The organism is Halolamina sp. CBA1230 (genome assembly GCF_002025255.2).
In the GTDB taxonomy this organism is placed as follows: domain Archaea; phylum Halobacteriota; class Halobacteria; order Halobacteriales; family Haloferacaceae; genus Halolamina.
In genome coordinates, this window is sequence record NZ_CP054587.1 from 1,217,608 (window position 1) to 1,234,959 (window position 17,352).

General features: G+C 70.0%; 14 protein-coding genes and 1 pseudogene. 5 read left to right on the forward strand and 10 right to left on the reverse strand.

The window, feature by feature from the left end; all coding sequences use genetic code 11:
• Window positions 1-26 precede the first annotated feature (26 nt).
• Window positions 27-1,229 carry an AI-2E family transporter gene (locus tag B4589_RS06230; protein WP_079233453.1) on the forward strand — a complete coding sequence of 401 codons (1,203 nt, stop codon included), beginning with the start codon at window positions 27-29 and terminating at the stop codon, window positions 1,227-1,229.
• Here B4589_RS06230 and B4589_RS06235 read toward each other — a convergent pair.
• From B4589_RS06235 to B4589_RS18130, 4 genes and pseudogenes are all read right to left on the reverse strand, one after another.
• Window positions 1,226-1,504: a PadR family transcriptional regulator gene (locus tag B4589_RS06235; protein ID WP_079233454.1), complete on the reverse strand. Its 279-nt coding sequence runs from the start codon at window positions 1,502-1,504 to the stop codon at window positions 1,226-1,228. The two genes, B4589_RS06230 and B4589_RS06235, sit on opposite strands and share 4 nt — an antisense overlap.
• 319 nt (window positions 1,505-1,823) lie before the next feature.
• On the reverse strand, window positions 1,824-1,970 hold the full coding sequence (locus tag B4589_RS06240; RefSeq protein WP_176330499.1) for a hypothetical protein: 147 nt from the start codon (window positions 1,968-1,970) through the stop codon (window positions 1,824-1,826).
• A gap of 244 nt (window positions 1,971-2,214) precedes the next feature.
• Window positions 2,215-3,173 (reverse strand): annotated as a pseudogene (locus B4589_RS06245) (DUF1028 domain-containing protein).
• A gap of 74 nt (window positions 3,174-3,247) precedes the next feature.
• Window positions 3,248-3,688 carry a hypothetical protein gene (locus B4589_RS18130; RefSeq protein WP_079235184.1) on the reverse strand — a complete coding sequence of 147 codons (441 nt, stop codon included), beginning with the start codon at window positions 3,686-3,688 and terminating at the stop codon, window positions 3,248-3,250.
• Window positions 3,689-3,888: 200 nt separating this feature from the next.
• On the opposite strand from B4589_RS18130, the gene B4589_RS06255 reads away from it, so the two are divergent.
• Together B4589_RS06255 and B4589_RS06260 are read left to right on the forward strand one after the other, a co-directional pair.
• The gene (locus tag B4589_RS06255; protein ID WP_079233455.1) at window positions 3,889-4,632 is read left to right on the forward strand and encodes a hypothetical protein; all 744 of its coding nucleotides are present in this window, start codon (window positions 3,889-3,891) and stop codon (window positions 4,630-4,632) included.
• Between the two features lie 176 nt (window positions 4,633-4,808).
• Window positions 4,809-5,255, forward strand: coding sequence for a universal stress protein (locus B4589_RS06260; RefSeq protein ID WP_079233456.1), 447 nt, complete (start codon window positions 4,809-4,811; stop codon window positions 5,253-5,255).
• Between the two features lie 95 nt (window positions 5,256-5,350).
• On the opposite strand, the gene B4589_RS06265 is transcribed toward B4589_RS06260, so the two are convergent.
• The 3 genes from B4589_RS06265 to glyA form a co-directional block, all read right to left on the reverse strand.
• On the reverse strand, window positions 5,351-6,268 hold the full coding sequence (locus B4589_RS06265; protein WP_255246135.1) for a bifunctional 5,10-methylenetetrahydrofolate dehydrogenase/5,10-methenyltetrahydrofolate cyclohydrolase: 918 nt from the start codon (window positions 6,266-6,268) through the stop codon (window positions 5,351-5,353).
• An 88-nt stretch (window positions 6,269-6,356) separates the two neighbouring features.
• Window positions 6,357-8,978 carry a PAS domain-containing protein gene (locus B4589_RS06270; protein WP_079233457.1) on the reverse strand — a complete coding sequence of 874 codons (2,622 nt, stop codon included), beginning with the start codon at window positions 8,976-8,978 and terminating at the stop codon, window positions 6,357-6,359.
• A 45-nt stretch (window positions 8,979-9,023) separates the two neighbouring features.
• The gene (glyA, locus tag B4589_RS06275) at window positions 9,024-10,271 is read right to left on the reverse strand and encodes a serine hydroxymethyltransferase (RefSeq protein WP_079233458.1); all 1,248 of its coding nucleotides are present in this window, start codon (window positions 10,269-10,271) and stop codon (window positions 9,024-9,026) included.
• 487 nt (window positions 10,272-10,758) lie between these two features.
• On the opposite strand from glyA, the gene tbsP reads away from it, so the two are divergent.
• Complete coding sequence (gene tbsP / locus B4589_RS06280) at window positions 10,759-11,580, forward strand: transcriptional regulator TbsP (RefSeq protein WP_079233459.1); 822 nt, start codon at window positions 10,759-10,761, stop codon at window positions 11,578-11,580.
• 45 nt (window positions 11,581-11,625) lie between these two features.
• On the forward strand, window positions 11,626-13,341 hold the full coding sequence (locus tag B4589_RS06285; RefSeq protein WP_079233460.1) for a YcaO-like family protein: 1,716 nt from the start codon (window positions 11,626-11,628) through the stop codon (window positions 13,339-13,341).
• A gap of 371 nt (window positions 13,342-13,712) precedes the next feature.
• Here B4589_RS06285 and B4589_RS06290 read toward each other — a convergent pair whose 3' ends face one another.
• The 3 genes from B4589_RS06290 to B4589_RS06300 all read right to left on the reverse strand — a co-directional run bounded on the left by B4589_RS06290 (window position 13,713) and on the right by B4589_RS06300 (window position 17,221).
• Window positions 13,713-14,732, reverse strand: a complete 1,020-nt coding sequence (locus B4589_RS06290) for an amidohydrolase family protein (protein WP_079233461.1) — start codon at window positions 14,730-14,732, stop codon at window positions 13,713-13,715.
• Between the two features lie 220 nt (window positions 14,733-14,952).
• Window positions 14,953-15,954 carry a hypothetical protein gene (locus B4589_RS06295; protein WP_079233462.1) on the reverse strand — a complete coding sequence of 334 codons (1,002 nt, stop codon included), beginning with the start codon at window positions 15,952-15,954 and terminating at the stop codon, window positions 14,953-14,955.
• A complete protein-coding gene (locus B4589_RS06300; protein ID WP_079233463.1) occupies window positions 15,947-17,221 on the reverse strand; it encodes a trans-acting enoyl reductase family protein in 1,275 nt (424 codons plus the stop codon). The genes B4589_RS06295 and B4589_RS06300 overlap by 8 nt, the downstream gene beginning before the upstream one ends.
• Window positions 17,222-17,352 lie beyond the last annotated feature (131 nt).

Below are 17,352 nucleotides of genomic sequence, written 5' to 3' on the forward strand. Positions count from 1 at the left end.
TGCTCGCCCCCGCCCCCTCGGGAAGTATGGAGCTCTCGGCGATCGACAAGGGGCGGCTGACCTGGAGCGCGGTCGGCCTCGCGCTCGCGGCCGCGCTGGCGTTCGTCGCCTACTCGTTCGTCGGCACGCTCGTGTTCGGCCTCTTCGTCTACTACGCCACCCGCCCGATCTACCGACAGCTCCGGCGCGCGCTCGACAGCCCCAGCCTCGCGGCCGCGGTGTCGCTGTTCGCGCTGGTGCTGCCGGCGCTGCTGCTGGTGAGCTACGCGATCACCATCGTCCTCCAGGAGCTGGATCGCTACGCCCAGACGACCACGATCGACGTGGAGCAGCTCGGCATCGATCCGGCGCTGCTGGACCGGATCGCCGACCCCGAGAGCCTGATCCAGGACGGGATCGCGGAGATGCTCGCGTCCGCGGAGCTCTCACAGATCCTCCAGCCGATCGAGTCCGCCTTCGGCACCGTCGCGGTGCTGGGGATCGCCGCCATCCACCTGTTCGTGATGCTGGCGATGGCGTTCTACCTCCTCCGAGAGGACCACCGGCTCGCGCGGTGGTTCGTCCGCCACTTCGACGACGAGCGGGGGACGGTTCGGGCCTTCTTCGTCGCGGTCGACCGGGACTTCAACTCCATCTTCTTCGGCAACATCCTCAACGCGATCCTGACCGGCACGATCGGCGTGATCGCCTACTCGATCCTGAACGTGTTCGCGCCGGCGGGCGGGTCGATCCCGGCGCCCGCGCTGGTGGGGATGCTCGCCGGCATCGCGAGCCTGATCCCCGTGGTCGGGATGAAGCTCGTCTACGTCCCTGTCGCGCTAGCGCTGGCTGTCCAGTCGGCGCTGTCGGGGGCGCCGGGCGGGTTCGCGTTCGTGATCGCGTTCGTCGTCGTCTCGTTCGTGATCGTCGACACGATCCCCGACTTGGTGCTCCGGCCGTACGTCTCCGGGCGCTCGCTCCACGTCGGCGCGCTGATGCTCGCGTACACGCTGGGGCCGCTCCTGTTCGGCTGGTACGGGATCTTCCTGATGCCGATGCTGCTGGTGTTCGTCGTCCACTTCACCCGGCTCGTACTGCCCGAGCTCGTCGGCGGGGAGCCGATCGAGCCGTACGCGGTCGATCCGAGCCACATCACCGTCGGCACCGGGGAGTTCGATCTCGGGGAGTCGGGGGAACCGTCCACGTCGGAGAAAGAGCGCACGTCGAGCGCGGGCGAGAGCGAGAGCTAACCGAGGTCGACGTACTGCTCCTCCCACTCCCGCCGGGCCTCGATCTCGCGCGTGCCCCGCCGGGTCAAGGTGTAGTAGTTGGTTCGCCGGTCGCGCTGCCCCTTCTCGACTAACCCCTTGTCGACCAGCGTGTCGAGGTTGGGGTAGAGTCGCCCGTGGTGGATCTCGGACTCGTAGTACTCCTCCAACTCCTCTTTGATCGCTAGCCCGTGTGGCTCGCCCTCGCCCGCGATGACGTACAGCAGGTCGCGCTGGAACCCGGTGAGATCGTACATCGTGTATATCTCCACATTATTTCGGAACATTGATAAAGATTACGCAGATTCGGCGGTTGTGGCCGTTGACGCCCGTACCCGGTCGGTTCCACGACGCAACCCGTATCTGTTGAACCGACATATTCGTCAAAAACGAACGAATCGGACGACGCGAACGCCGTCGCTGGTGGACGTGAGAACGAACGCGCCGGGCGGGCCGAAAACGGCCCGCGCCGGCGCGGAAACGGTCCCCGCTGACGCTTCGGCCCTCCAGACGAAGCGTCATCGGTCGTTGGCCGTCCCCCTGTTTAAACGTAGCGTTGCTCGGCATCCGACACGTCTAGATGTGCTCCTCCTCGAGCACCCACCCCAGCGCACGCTTGTAGTACGTGAACATCTCCCTGACGCCCTCGTGGTTCATCTCCTCGCTGTCGAGCTGTTCCTGCAGGTACTCGTACTGCTCTCGGATCTCCGACTCCTCACGCATGGGGTGGCGTTGGGACCGCGAACGGTTGGGCGTGACGGCGGAGATCGACGGTTCGCGGGACCGTCGGTCCGAGTTGCCCGCTTCGAGGCGGTTTGCCTCGCCACAGGCGAGTTTTCTCGCTGCTCACGGTTCACTCCGTTCGCCGGCGCCGGCGGCTCCGCCGCCGGCTGCCAGCGGGATCTTCGATCCCGCCCTGCTCGCTTCGAGGCGGTTTGCCTCGCCACAGGCGAGTTTTCCCGCCTCGCTATTTTCGCTCCAGCCGCTGGAGCCCGTGCCAGATGGCGTCGACCATGCGGTCCTCGCCCTCGCCGTCGGCGTCCGCCCAGCCGCGGGCCAGCGCGTCCTCGACGACGGGTAGCGAGTGGTTCTCGAAGTTGTTCATCCCGCGGAACGCCTCCAGCGCCTCGCGCTGCGGGTCGGCGAAGGCGACGACGCTCTCCGCGTCCCCGGCATCGTCGGACTGCGTCCGACTGCCCGACGAGGTTCCCTCGTCGTCGTCGAGGTGGCCCAGGTCGACCAGCGTGTCGGCCACGTCCTGTGCGGTCTCGCCTTCGAGCTCCCGCAGCTCCTCGGGCTCCTCGCGAGCCAGCAGCGTCACGTCGTACAGCTTGAACACCCGCTCCAGCTCCCGGATCGGCGTCTCGTGGTCGTCGACGCGCACGTCGATCCAGCGGTCGTTGCCGCCGTCGTATCCCCCTCGGGTTTGACGACGTACAGCGCCGCGGCCTGCTTCCCGCGGCTATCCCCGCCAGCCTCGTCGCCGGCCTGGAGCGCGGCGATGAGTCGTTCGGGCAGGCCACCCTCGCCCTCCTCGAACGTCTCGGCCATCGCGTGGACCGTCGCCTCGTTCTCGAGGATGTTCCCCTGAACGGTGTAGTTCTCGCCCTGCACGTCGAGGGCGGTGTCGAAACAGTCCTCGCCGGTGAACCCGGCGACGCTGCCGTCCGCGCCGACGACGCCGACCTGCCGGCGCTCGGCCTCGTCGTCCTCCTCGGTCAGACGCTCGATCGTCTCCTCGGCGGTCAGGCCGTTCCGGAGGTGGTCGAGCGCGTCGGCGCCGTAGGCGACGTTGGCGAAGCTCTGTGTCGCGATCGCGCCCGCCCCGGCCTCGGCAAACGGGACGACCGAGCCCACGCTGACGAACTTCGACTGGACGGCGACGCCGATCGCGTCGCCCTCCGTGGCGACGATGGAGAACGTCATAGGCGACCCGTCGGCCGGCGGCGAGAAAAGCGTTGACGCCGCGGCAGCCGTGCTGTCGATCCGACGGTCGTCGATCAGTCCGTCGACGGCACCTCCGGGTCGGCCACAGTCGCTCGCTTCGTCCCGCTACCGACGGCTTTCTCGGCGGTCAACGGCTGCTCGGCGACCAGTTCGCAGTCGAAGGCGGGGTGTTCGGCGAAGTGGCGGACGAGCAGATGCCGGCGGGTGCCCGAGACGGCGTCGTCGCCCGCCGCGTCTCCGACCGCGACCGCGTCGAACCGCTCGGGCAGCCGCTCGTACAGTCGCCGTATCGCCGTGAAGTCGCGGAACTGCTTGGCGTTGCCCGTGGAGTCGGCGCCCCGGCGCGAGACGACGTAGCTGCCGTCCGGGCGGTGCTCGCCGGCGGTCCGGACGAACGCCCGGCGACCCGTCAGTGCCCCGGTGAGTTCGTCTCGCAGCGCCGTCGCGGCCTCGCGGGAGAGCCGGTGCTCGCCGTCGGGGAGCGACAGAACCAGTTCGCCGTCCGGCGTCGTCTCAGCGCCGGGCGATTTCTCGATCAGCCGCCTGCCGGCGGCTTCCTCTATCCTCGGGGGATGTCGAGTGGGACATCGTAGCCGACGGTACGGCCGGGCGACAGTTATCCGTGACGGGTGAGTGGGAGCGGCCCACACACCCAACCACCGTCGTTTTGCCGCCGGCGGCCCCACGAACGGCTATGAAGATCCGCGGCGAGCGCGAATGCAAGAACTGCGGGGCGCGCTGGTCCTACTACGAGACGGGGGAGGCGACCTGTCCGGACTGTGGGAGCCTCCGGAGCGTCGCGGTCGAGGACGACCGCCGGCACCACACCGACAGCCCCGCCGAGATCGATCTCTCGCCACACCGGACGGCGCTCGCGGAGGGCGCGGAGATCGTCGACGTCGCCGACGACGTGGAGTCGGACTGCCGGGCGTACGTCCGCAAACGGGGGTTCCTCCGGGGCGGCGACCTGCTCCCGCTGGACGACACGTACCTCGCGGTGCGGGAGCTCCGCACGGCGATCGCCGACTACAGCCGGGACGAACGCGTCGGAGTCGAACGCGGCGGGTACGACCGGGAGGACGCCGAGCGCTACCTGCTCGACCTGCTCCAGGGCGCCGCCGACGGCGAGCGCCCCGCGCCCGACGAGGTTCCGGAGTCGCTGGCGCCCGCCCGGGGGCTGGCGTACGCGACGGCCGTCGAAACCTACCGCGAGGACGTCGGCGACTACCTCGACGACAACCCCGACACGGAGGCGCGGCGGGTTCTGGAACGCATCCGCGAGCAGGAGAAACGCCTGAGTGCGCTGGACGGCGACCTCCCTCCCGAGACGGTCGAGTCGCTCGTTCGGGCGTGTCGCGACCTGTACCGCTATCTCGACGGCGACGAAGACGCACTCGCGACTGCCCAACAGCGGCTCGACGATCTGGACGAAAGTTGAAGTACGATAGCGCGACCCCGTGATCTGACGAACCAACGGTCGGACGCCAGGGGAGGGCAGGTCTCCCAGTCGCGGGAGCGCGGGGCACGTCCGGGCGAACAGCTACCGCCGCCTGTTCGCGACACGGTAACACGTTTTCAGCCAGCTTTATCACCGGACCCTCGCATGGCCGGGGTATGGACCACGCACTCGCTGTCGTAGGGCCGGACGACGTGACCAAGGATCTGGTTCGGGAGGCCGGCGAACTCGCGGCCGGTGTCGACGCTCAGCTCACGCTGTTGTGTGTCGTCAGCGAGGAGGAGTACGCCGAAGAGCGCGAGGCGCTGGAGGCGATCCCGGAAGCTGACGTGAGCTACTCCGTCGGGCAGGCGCTGGAGGGGGCTCGGAGCTTCGCGAACGACATCGGCGTCGAGACGCTCGACGACGTCGACATCGAGTACGAGACCGCCGGCGCGGTCGGCGACCGGGCCGAAACCGTGCTCGACGGCGCGGAGAACCACGGCTGCGACCACGTGTTCATGACCGGGCAGCGCCGCTCGCCCACCGGGAAGGCGATCTTCGGCGACGTGACTCAGCGCGTCATCCTCGACTTCGAGGGGCCGGTGACCGTCGTGACGTCGTAACCAGCCACGGCGCGCGACCTGTCGCACGCTCCGGCGTGCGACCAAGGAGCCCATGCCGTGGCTGTGTGTGAACCAACCACGGCGCGCGACCGGACTCAGTCCAGTTCTATCTCGACGCCCGCCTGCCGAGCCGCGGCCGTAACGGTGTTCCTGAGCAGCATCGCCCGGGTCATCGGGCCGACGCCGCCGGGGACGGGCGTGATGGCGTCGGCGACCTGCGAGGCGCTCTCGTACTCCACGTCGCCGATCAGTTCGCGGTCGTCACCCTCGCCGACCGCGTTGATGCCCACGTCGATCACGACCGAGCCCTCGGCCAGCATCTCGCCGGTGACGAGTTCGGGGACGCCGGCAGCGACGACCACCACGTCCGCACGGGAGACGTGTGCCGTGAGGTCGTCGGTCTTGGAGTGACAGACCGTCACCGTCGCGTCGGCGTCGTCGCCGCGGCCGAGCAGGAGGTTCGCGAGCGGCTTCCCCACCAGCTCCGATCGGCCGATGACCACCACGTCCGCGCCGGGGATCTCCACGCCCGCCTCCGTCAGCAGCCGCTGGATCCCCAGCGGCGTACACGGGACGAACCGCGGGTCGCCCGTCACGAGCCGGCCGACGTTCTCCGGGTGGAACCCGTCGACGTCCTTCTCGGGGTCGACGCGGCGCAGCGCCGCCGGCTCGTCGACGCCGTCGGTCAGCGGTCGCTGGATCAGGATCCCGTCGATCGCCGGGTCGTCATTGAGTTCGTCGATCGTCTCGAACAGCTCTGACTGGGGGGCGTCGGTGTCGAGTTCGACGTGCCGGCTCTCGATCCCCACGTCCTCACAGTCGCGCTGCTTCATCCGGACGTACGTCTCGCTGGCGGGGTCGTCGCTCATCAGCACGGTCGCCAGCCCCGGGGTCACGCCCTCGCTCCGGAGGCGGTCGACCGCCCCCGAGACCGTCTCGCGCACCGCCGCGGCGACCGCCTCGCCGTCGATCACGTCCGCACGGTCGGCTCGCTCTCGAATGGCCTCGCTCACGGCTGTATCCGGGGGCCGCGCCTACTTCAACCCTCGGATACGTGCATAGAAAGTGCACAAAACAGCATCTAGTAACCACGAACGTGTATCACTTCGTCGCTCGGCGGAGCCGGAGCCGTACGACGGTGGTCCCGTCCCGGCGTTCGAACCCCACGTCGCCGCCGATGGACTCGACGGCCCAGCGCACGAGCCAGAGCCCCAGCCCGCTGCCGTGCTGGAGCTGGGTGATCTCCCGGCTGCCGGTGACGGCCGCGCGCTCGGTCTCGGGGATGCCCGGCCCGTCGTCGACCACGAACAGGTCGACCCACTCCTCGGGCGCGGGATCGAACGGGGCGGCCCGGAGCTCGACGGTCGGGGTGTCGTCGCCGTGGACGACCGCGTTCTCGAGCAGTTCCTCCAGCGCGAGCCGGAGGTCCGAAGTCGCGAGCACCGCGAGATCGCCGACGTCGTCGACCCGGATCGTCGCGTGGGGGAACCGCCCCCGCGCGTCGACCGCGGCCGCCTCGAACAGCCCCGCCACGTCGACCGTCGAGCGCTCGGTCTCCGGGTCCTCGATGATCCGCCGGATGCGCTTTGCGGTGTCGCTCAGGTCGATCAGCCCCTCGGCGGCCTCGACGAGGGCGGCGGCCTCCGACTCGGCTTCGGGGTCGTCCGCCCGGTCGAGCACGTTCTCGGCGCGGCCGATCACGACCCCGAGATCGTTCCGGAGGTTGTGTCTGAGCAGCCGGTCGAGCACTTTCACGTGGCGCTCCCGGCGCTCGATGTCGGTCACGTCGGTGTAGATCCCGAACGCGCGGACCGCCCCGTTCTCGGCGTAGGGGATCCCCCGGAACAGGAACGTCCGCGCGCCGTGGACGGTCTCCCGGCGGACTTTCGCCCCCGTCACCTCCCCCTCGCGGACCCGCTCGTTGATCGCCTCCGGCGGCGTGTCCGCGGTCTGCTCGCCGCCGGGCAGGCTGAGCACCTCGTCGATCGGACGGCCGACGATCGAATCGCGGTCGACGTCGAACACCTCCGCGAACGCGTCGTTGGCCGCGCGGATCACCGGCCCGCCCTCGACGTGTTCGGCGTCGACGACCGGGTCGGGGAGGTTCTCGAACAGCGTCCACAGCCGCTCGTGCTCCCGGCGGAGGTCCTCGCGGGTCTCGGCGAGCGTCGAGCGGTCCTCGACGATGCCGACGAGGCTCGTCCCACGATCGGTCGGTTCGAGCACCGAGAGCTCGACCTGGGCGGGGAACGACTCCCCCTCGACCGGCTCGATCCGGAGTTCGAGCGAGAGCTCCGACACCCCCTCGCGGAGACGGTTCTCCGCGCGGTAGAACGCCGCCACGTCGACGAACTCCACGATATGCTCGCCGACGAGCTCCTCCCGGTTCGCGCCGAGGTGCTGGGCCAGCGGCGCCGACACGTAGTCGATCAACCGGTCCTCGTCGAGCACGAACACCATCCCTCGCACCGACTCCAGTACCGCCTCCCGACGACGGAGCTGTGTCTCCCGTTCCGCCCGGTCCAGCGCCGCGGTCACCGTCGTCGACAGCAGCCGCGCCAGCGAGACGTCGCCCTCGTCGAACGCGTCGGGCGCGGTCGACCCGATACTCAGCACGCCGTGGGCCCCAAGTGGCAGAGAGATGGTCGAACTGATCTCGCCGAACCGTTCCTCGCCAAGCTCCGTCGACACCTGCGGGATCCCCTCCTCGTAGACGGTGCCGGAGATGCTCTCCCCGGCGTCGTACGTCGACCGCTCGGGCATCATGTCGTCGACGGGGGCGGTCTTGGCCGCCACCCGGAGGCTGTCGTCGCCCGGGTCGTAGAGCCGGACGACCACGACTTCGAGGCCGAGCACGTCCCGGGTCGCCTCGCACGCGACCGCGGCGATCGCGTCGGGCGTCTCGGCGGCGAACAGCCGGCGGGTGACGCCGTGGAGTCGGTCGAGCACGACCCGCCGGCGCTCGGCCGCGTCGAGCTCCTCGACCGTGATCGTCGCCCCGCTCTCGGTCGGGTGGGCGGTCAGCTCCAGCCAGCGGTTGGCCGGCATCAGCCGCTTCACCGTCGTGACGGTGCCGTCGTCGACGGCGAGGTCGTCCAGCCCCCGTTCCAGCCGGTGGAGGTCGGCCCACGGCAGCGTCTCGTGGAGCGCGCTCCCCAGCAGCGTCTCGGCCTCCCGGTCCAGCAGTTCGGCGGCGCGCTCACCCACGTAGGTGAGATGCCCCTGATCGTCGACACACAGCGTCCCGCGGGGCGGTCGATCGTTCTCCGGCTCCACCGTCCCGGCCGGCGCCGGCGGCTCCCCAGCGTCACCGCGGGGGGCGTAGTCGTCGGAGCCGATCCCGTCGGCGATCGAAACCGACTCCGGACCGGGTTCCGGCCCCGGTGCCGCGCCCGCGAGTCGGTCGGCGAGCGCCTCGACGCTCCACGCCTCGGCGTCCCGTGGGAACACCACGTCGATGCCGGCCGCGCTGGCCGCGCTCACACCGTCGGCGGTCGTCGCTGGCGGGCAGTAGGCGATCGGAACCGCCGGGACGGCCGCACGGAGCCCGTCGAGGTCGGCGGCGTCCGTGCCGACGACGACGGCGGCGGGGCGGTAACGCGTCGCCGCGTCGGCCGCGGCACCAGGGTCGGCCGCCCGGATCGACCAGCCGCGCCGCTGGGCGAGGCTGGCGACGGCGTCGGGGGGTTCGCGGGGACCAACCCAGAGGAGGGTCTCGCTCATCTACCGTCCACTGCGACTCCCGACTGATAAAGCCGGTCGGTCGCGCTACTCGTACAGCGGGTGCTTCCCCGTCAGCTCCCCGACCGTCTCGGAGACCTCGGCGAGCACGTCCTCGTCGTCGGGGGCGTCGACGACGTCGACGATGCAGTCCGCGACGGTCCGGCAGTCGCTGGCGGTGAACCCGCGGGTCGTGATCGCGGGCGTACCCACGCGGATCCCGGAGGGGTTGAACGGCGAGCGCGTCTCGCCGGGGACGGTGTTTGCGTTGAGGACGATCCCGGCCTTCTCGAGCGCTTCCTCGACGTCCTTCCCGGTCGTGTCGGGGTGGGACGGCCGGAGGTCCGCGAGCACGAGGTGGGTGTCGGTGCCGCCGGAGACCAGATCGAGGCCGCGCTCGTCGAGCCGTTCGGCCATCGCCTCCGCGTTGGTGACGACGCGGTCGGCGTACTCCTCGAACTCGGGGGTGAGCGCCTCCCCGAAGCCGACCGCCTTCCCGGCGATGTTGTGCATCAGCGGGCCGCCCTGCATCCCGGGGATGACCGCCTTGTCGACGGCTTCGGCCCACTCCTCGCCGCACAGCACCATCCCGCCGCGGCCGGCGCGGATGGTCTTGTGGGTGGAGCCACTGACGAAGTCGGCGACGCCGACCGGCGACTCGTGGACGCCCGCGGCGACGAGGCCGGTGATGTGGGCGATGTCCGCGAGGTGGAGCGCGTCGGCCGCGTCGGCCGCGGCCTGGATTCGCTCCCACTCGACCTCGCGGGGGTAGGCGGAGTAGCCCGAGACGATCATGTCGGGCTCGAACTGCTCGGCCTGCTCGTACAGCCCCTCGTAGTCAATGTACCCCGTCTCGTCGTCGCACTCGTAGTGCTGGACGTCGAAATGTTCGCCCACGAAGTTCGCGGAGTGGCCGTGGCTGAGGTGGCCGCCGTGGGTCAGATCGAGGCTCAGGATCTTGTCGCCCGGCTCGAGGGCGGCGATGTACACCGCCATGTTGGCCTGCGAGCCGGAGTGGGGCTGGACGTTGACGTGCTCGGCGCCCCAGAGCTCCTTCGCTCGGTCGATCGCGAGCTGCTCGACGGTGTCGGCGTGCTCACAGCCGCCGTAGTAGCGCTGTCCGGGGTACCCCTCGGCGTACTTGTTGGTGAGCGCGCTGGACTGGGCGTCCATCACCGCCTCGGAGACGTGGTTCTCGCTGGCGATCAGCGTGATCGTGTCCCGCTGGCGGTCTGTCTCGGCTTCGAGCGCGTCCGCGACTTCGGGATCGACCTGTCGAACGTGATCGTGCTCCATACGCGCAATCGGGGCCAGGGCCGGGTTAAGCCTGACTGTCGGCGAGCCACCGATCCCGGAAGACGGGAGCACGAGGGTCGCCGTCGATAGCTCGGCGCCGCCCGGCAGAGGTTTCCAGTGATCTCCTGCGGTGGCATCCACTGATCGACGGAGCTCGCGGGGCCGACGGGATCAGCTACGAGGCTCCTCTATCGGCGGCCCAGAGTCGACCGATCCCGCCGCCGGCGCCGTCGACACCCCGTCCGCGGCCATCGCACTGTCTGAATGGCCACGAACCGCGGGTGCCACGCGAGTCGCCCACCGACATCTTGTGTCGTCAATCATTACAGATCCCCGTGCCGACACGTTCGAAGAACGGCACCGTTGGGTGCAGTGACCACCATGTTTAGTTATGAAATATCACGAGTCATAATTTCAGGTAGAAGCCCTCAGACGCCAGTATTCCCGTTAATATTAAATACCGCGTATCGCATATACTCTAGTAGGAATGAATTCGAATTTACTCGGCGACGAAATCGAGGATATCCTGCGGGAGAGCATCGAAGACGCCGGCGACGAGATCCTGTTCGTCGGTCCCTCGGCGGCAGCGGTGGAGGCGCTGATCGAACTCGGCACGGAGTTCGACGGCGAGTTCCCGACGGTGAAACTGCTGGCCGACGAGCGCATGCTTAAAGACGTGATGGACGACTTCCTCGTCGCTAGCAACGCCGCCGACCTGGTCGAGGCAGGCAGCCTCGAACTCCGGACCCTCGACGACGGTGTCGACAACGCGCTGCTCGTGACCGAGGACCGAACGGTCGCCGTCGTCACCGCCGGCGACGCCGTCGCCGGGCTGTCGACCGACGACGAGTCGTTCGTCACACAGGCCCACGAGGAGTACAGCGAACGCTTCGAGGGCGCCGAGGCGTTCAACCTCCGGACGCCCGCGATCTCGCGAGTCCGCGAGACCATGGCGGAGGATATCGGCGAGCAGCCCCGCGCCGACTTCGACACGGTGCTCGACTCGCTCGAAACCGCCCGCGGTGACGGCGACGGGCTCGACGAGGTGACCATCTCGCTGCTGGTCGCCGCCAAGAACGACGTGCTGCTGTACGACATCAGCAAGTGGGGCGAGGACGTCGGGATCGCCTCGAAGGCGACGTTCTCCCGGACCAAGACCCGCCTCGAGGAGCTGGGGCTGATCGACACCGAGAAGGTGCCCATCGACGTGGGCCGACCCCGTCTGCGCCTCAAACTCGGCGACGAACAGCTCCACGACGCCGACGCCGAGGAGCTCGCCAGCGTCGCCCAGTCGATGATCGCGAGCTGAGCCGGCACCCGTTCCTTTTTGCGAGCGGCGTCCCCCTCCCGAGATATGGATATCGGAATCGTCGGGAGCGGCCCCGCCGTCGACGCGATCGAGGCGGCGATGGACGACCTCGACGTACGCGTGGTCGCGGCCGGGAGCGACGAGTTCGCCGACGTCGGGCTCTGTTTCGTCGTCGGCGCCGCCGGCGCGGAGGCGTTCGGGACCGCCGCCGACACCGGCGCGCTGGATCGCTGGGTCGCCGTCGAGATCGGCGGCATCGGCGGGCACGCCGTCGACGAGGTGGACGCCGCCGTCTCGGCGTTCACGCCCGACTCGGGCTGCTACCGCTGTCTGCAACGCCGCGTCGCCGCGACGACCGAGGCGAGCGAGGACGACCCGTCCGCACCCACGAGCGCCGTGCGCTACGCGGGCGCGGTCGCGGGCCGCCGGGCGACGAGGATCCTGACCGGCGAGGATCTCGGCGGTACGGTCGTTGAGGTCGCTGACGCGGACGTCCAGCGCCGGTTCCAGCCGGTGCCGTACTGTGGCTGTGCCGGCGGGCGTGATCGAACGCTTTCGCTCGACTACCGTGAGACCGACCTCGACAGCGCCGTCGGGCGGGCCGAGATCGCGGTCGACGACCGCGTCGGCCTCATCGAGCAGGTGGGCGAACAGGCGTCGTTCCCGCTGCCGTACTACCTCGCGTCGATCGCGGGGACCGAAGGGTTCTCCGACGCGAGCGCCGCCCCCTTCGCGGCGGGCGCCGCTGTCGACTGGAACGAGGCGTACATGAAGGCGCTCGGCGAGGGGCTGGAGCGCTACGCAGCCGGCGTCTACCGGAACGCGGAGTTCCGCCGCGCGACCGCGACGGCGCTCGACGGCGCCGTGTTCCCGACGCGGTTCGTCACGAGCGACGGCTACGACCCGGGCCCCGAGGCCGAGCGCCCGTGGGTACCGGGACTGGAGCTCACGAGCGAGGACGGCGTCTGGCTCCCCGCCGAGGTCGTCCAGTACCCCCCGCCCGAGCGGCGGATCAAGCCGCCGATCACCACCGGGCTCGGTCTCGGGAGTTCGACCGTCGAGGCGACGATCTCCGGGCTCTCGGAGGTGATCGAACGCGACGCCGCGATGCTCGCGTGGTACTCCGACTACGAGCCGCTGGGGCTGTCGGTCGACGACGAGGAGTTCCGCGAACTCGAGAAGCGCGCCCGCGCCGAGGAACTCTGGGTGTCGGTCACGCTGCTCACGCAGGATATCGACGTGCCGGCCGTCGCCGCGACGGTCCACCGCGACGACGGTGAGTGGCCCCGCTTCGCTGCCGGCTCCGGGGCCGCGCTGGATCCCGTCGACGCCGCGACGGGCGCGTTCGCGGAGGCGCTCCAGAACTGGACCGAACTCCGGGATATGGGCCCGGAACAGGCGAGCGAGGAGGGTGGCGCCATCGGCGAGTACGCCGAGTTCCCGGACCGTGTCCGGGAGCTCACCCACCCCGAGACGACTGTGCCGGCCGACTCGGTCGCGGACGAGGCTGCGGAGTTCTCTGGCGAGGCAGCGCTCGACGCACTCGTGGAGCGCGTCGCCGACGCCGGCCTCACGCCCTACGCCGCCCGAACGACGACCCGGGACGTGGCTGCGCTGGGGTTCGAAGGCGTCCGCGCCGTGATCCCGGAGGCACAGCCGCTGTTCACAGCCGAGCCGTTCTTCGGTGATCGGCTGGAACGCGTGGCGGCGTCGATGGGGTTCGAGGCGAAGCCGGGGCGGGCGTACCACCCGTTCCCGTAACCGACCACGTTCACGGGAGCGAAGTGGTTCGAGAGAGCTTCGCTCTCTCGTCATGTCGTCAGAACTCTTCGAGTTCTGACTGCTAACCGGAAATCTCTGATTTCCGGTGATGCCGAGAGGCGCAACGCGCCTCTCGTAGCACTCCCGTGAGCCAGCCAGAAATCTCCGATTTCTGGCGACGTCGTCAGACGCGACGCGTCTGACTGCGGGCAGGAAGGCGGCGCCTTCCTGCAACGGCGCGCGACCTGCCGCGCGCTCCGTCGCGTCACCAGAACGCTGCGCGTTCTGGTTGGCGAACGAGAGTCGGCGACTCTCGTTAACGCGGCTACGGAGCCTGATGCCGTGGTCGTGTCTCGACGTCCCGGGAATCGCTATAGCGTTACGCCCTTTACGTCCGCCTGCCCGGCCCGCCGGACCACCGCGCGGACCGGCTCCTCGGCGCCGGCGAGGTTGTCCGAGTCGCCGTCGAGCGTCAGCAGTTTCGCGGGTCTGCCCTCCTCGATCAGCCCGTACTCCTTCCCCGCGAGTTCGGCACCGTTCCGAGTCGCCATCCGGAGCACGTCGGTCGCGCTCACGTCCGCCAGCTTCGCGGCGAACTCCATCTCCCGGAACATCGACGGCGAGTTCAGCATCACGTTGTCCGTCCCGAGCGCGACGGTCGTGCGTTCGACCAGCTCGCGGATCGGCGCGACGCCGACGTTCGTGACGAGGTTCGAGCGCGGGCAGACGACCACCGGGAGCTCCTCGTCCTCGATCCGGTCGAGGTGTTCCTCTCGGGGATGGACGACGTGGATCAGGAACGCCGGGTCGAGATCCATCGCGGGCGTGAGGTCGTGGGGGTCGCGCTCGCCGGCGTGGATCGCGAACGGTTTGCCCGCCTCGCGGCAGGCCTCGCGCAGGTCGCCGAACTCGCTGTCGCGGGCGCCGCTGGCGCCGAACCCGTCGGCGGCCCGCATCGCGTCGGCGCTCTCGCGGCCGAAGATCACGGGGTCGATCTCGCGGCCGGCGAGCGCGTCCCGGATCGCCTCCACGCCCTCGACGCCGCCCTCGCGGAACTCCAGGAAGGCGGCGGTGCCGGAGTCCTCCATGAACCGGAGGCTCCGGGCCATCGCCGCGACTTTCTCCTCGCGACTGGCCTGCCGCAGGAGGCGGTGTTTGAGCCCGTCCGGCGGCGCGACCAGTTCATCCAGCGAGAGGCCGCCGCCGGCCTCCTTCGCGATCGAGTCGCCGATGTGGGTATGGGCGTTGACGAACGCGGGGAGGACGATATCCGTCGAGTCGGTGGCAGTCTCCTCGACGGCCGTGATCTCGCCGTCCTCGACGACGACCCGTCCCTCGATCGGCGTGAACGACTCGCCGTGGAGGATCGTCCCCTCGAGTGTTTCGGCCATACCGGGACGTGGTGGCGAGGGGCCATGAACGCGACGGGACGGGAGCGACACTGCCAACGGGGGGCACCTCGGAGTGCGCTCGGACACGCTGGATCGGCTGGAAAGCCTCTTGCCCGCTGGGCAGCATTGTCGAACTGGCCGATGACGACGGCACCGGGCCGAGCCGGACTCGGCATCCGGCGACGACGAGCCCTATGAGTGCCGAGGCCTTTTCACGCACTCACTCCGAGTCCGACCGCTCCTCCGGCGGGACGAACGGCCCGACCGAGACCGTGTGCCGAGCGACCGTCGCCGCCCGGAACACGTACGCGATGAACACGGCCAGCGGCGTGACGATGACCGCGATGGCGAGGCTGAACACGACCGGGAAGTACTGCGCCGGGAGCGTCACCGAGTCGGGACGGTAGACGAGCGTCATCGCGATGCTGACGATCAGCGCGACGAACCCGCTGTAGGCGACGACGCGGGAGAGTCGCGCGAAGTCCTGCTGGAGCGTGAGCGTCTTGAAGAACTGCCGCGTGACCGCGACGGCCTCCAGCAGGTCCTCGATGGCGTCGAGCTCCGCCGCGGCCGACTCCGAGAGCCGGTCGCCGTACTCGTTCCGGAGCCGCTCGGTCGCGGTCATGTTCCGGGCGTACTCGGTCCCCAGGATCACTTTGAGGAGGTCGACGATGGCCATCTGGCTCTCCACCTGCGAGGAGATGCTCTCGCCGTAGGCAGCGATCCCGTCGGCGTACTCGGCGAGTTCCGGGGGCCGGTCGCTCCCGGACTCGTCGAACGCCGTCCCGAGGCGCTCGGCGTGCTCGGTCAGCGTCGTCGCCACCAGGTCGAGGAACTCCGCGGGGTCGCTTGGCACCGCCGACTCGTCGGCGTGGTCCCGGATACGACTCCGGAGGTCCTGGGTGCCGCGCAGGCGATCGGACAGATCGCCCGGCGAGCCGAACACGCGGGAGAGGATGAGCTGGTTGATCGAGAGCGCGATCGTCACGAGCGTCACCGTGCCGGCGAGGAGCCCGCTCGCGAACGCCGACGCGGCGGCGCTCCCCGGACCGATGGCCAGCAGCCCGACCCGGGTCAGCGCCAGAAAGATGCCCAGAACCGCCGCGACGAGGAGGCCGGCGACGGCGATGCGGTTCCCCCCGAGGAACAGCCAGTGGACCGCCCGCTCCCGGAAACCGTCGACGCTCCGGACCGACCGCGCCGTCTCGATCCCGTCACGCATGGCCGTCACCGGACGTCGCCTCGCTCACCGTCGCCGTGAACCCCACGTCCCGGAGCCGCCCGACGAGCGGCATCCCGATCCCCGAGGCGGGCGTCAACACGCCGCCGTCGAGCGGGGAGTCCACCTCCTCCCGAACCAGACAGACGGCGGACTCGCCGAGCATGCGCGCTGTCGCGCCGTAGCCGGGCCCCCAGTCGGCGCCGAACTCGGCCTCCACCGTGAACGGGCCGTCCGCGCCGGTCCCGCGGCCGAGCGTGCGCACCGTGAACTGGCCCTGCTCGGTCTCGGCTTCCGTCGGCCCCTCGCCGGGCTCCGGGAAGGCGTACCGCTGGAGCGCCGAGCGGAGCGGGCCGACCGACATGGCCGCCGTGAACAGGCCGAGACCGCCGGCGACGAGGCCAGCACCCGCGGCGCCCTTCAGCCCGCGGCCGGTAGTGACGACCTCCGAACAGCGGAACTCGCGCCCCCACGGGTAGCCCAGCAGGGCGTTGCTCCGCCGGACCACGCGCTCGTTCACCATCGCCATCGGCGACGGCGCCGTCCAGACCGACCGGAGTCGGTCCTTCCGCGGCCAGCGCTGGGCGCCCGGGTCGACGCCGTCGCGCTCCCCGGGCGGCGCCAGCGAGTAGGGGTTCCGGAGCGTCTCCCGGGCGAGCGGGTCGGTCGACGCCGCCTCGAACACCTCGACCATGCTCGCGAGCGTGCCGCCGCTGACGCCGCCGCGCACCTCGTCGACGTAGATCCGCACCGTCTCACACGGGGCGTCGTACTCGTCGCTGGCGTACGACTGGACGAGCAGGGTGCCGATATCCGCCGGCACGGAGTCGAACCCACAGCTGTGGACGATCCGCGTCCCGCCGTCGACCGCCGCGTCGTGGAAGCGGTCGACGCTCTCGCGGACCCAGTTCACCTCGCCGGTCAGGTCGCAGTAGTCGGTGTCTTCCTCGACACAGGCTTCGACCATGGGGGTGCCGTAGCGCGTGTACGGGCCAACAGTCGTACAGACGACGCTTGTGCGCTCGGCGATCGCTCGCAGGCTCTCCGGGTCGGTCGCGTCGCCGACGACGGTGGGTATCTCCTCCCACGCGTCGTTCCGGTCCGCGAGGTCGGCCGCGACCGAGTCGAGCCGGTCCCGGCTCCGCCCACCGAGCGCCAGCGAGAGCGTCGCCGGCGTGTACTGTTCGGCGAGGTACGCGGCCGTCAGGCGCCCGGCGACGCCCGTCGCTCCCCACACGACGAGGTCGTGCTGATGGTCGCTGGTCGGCATGGTTCTCGGGTCACCGTTCGGGCCCCAAGGGGTAAACGGTCGGCCTCGTTGCCGGGGGGTGGAGCGAGCGGACGCCTCGAGGCCGGAGGCTCCACCTTGAACTACGCTGACCGCCGGGTGCCGTCCTTTCG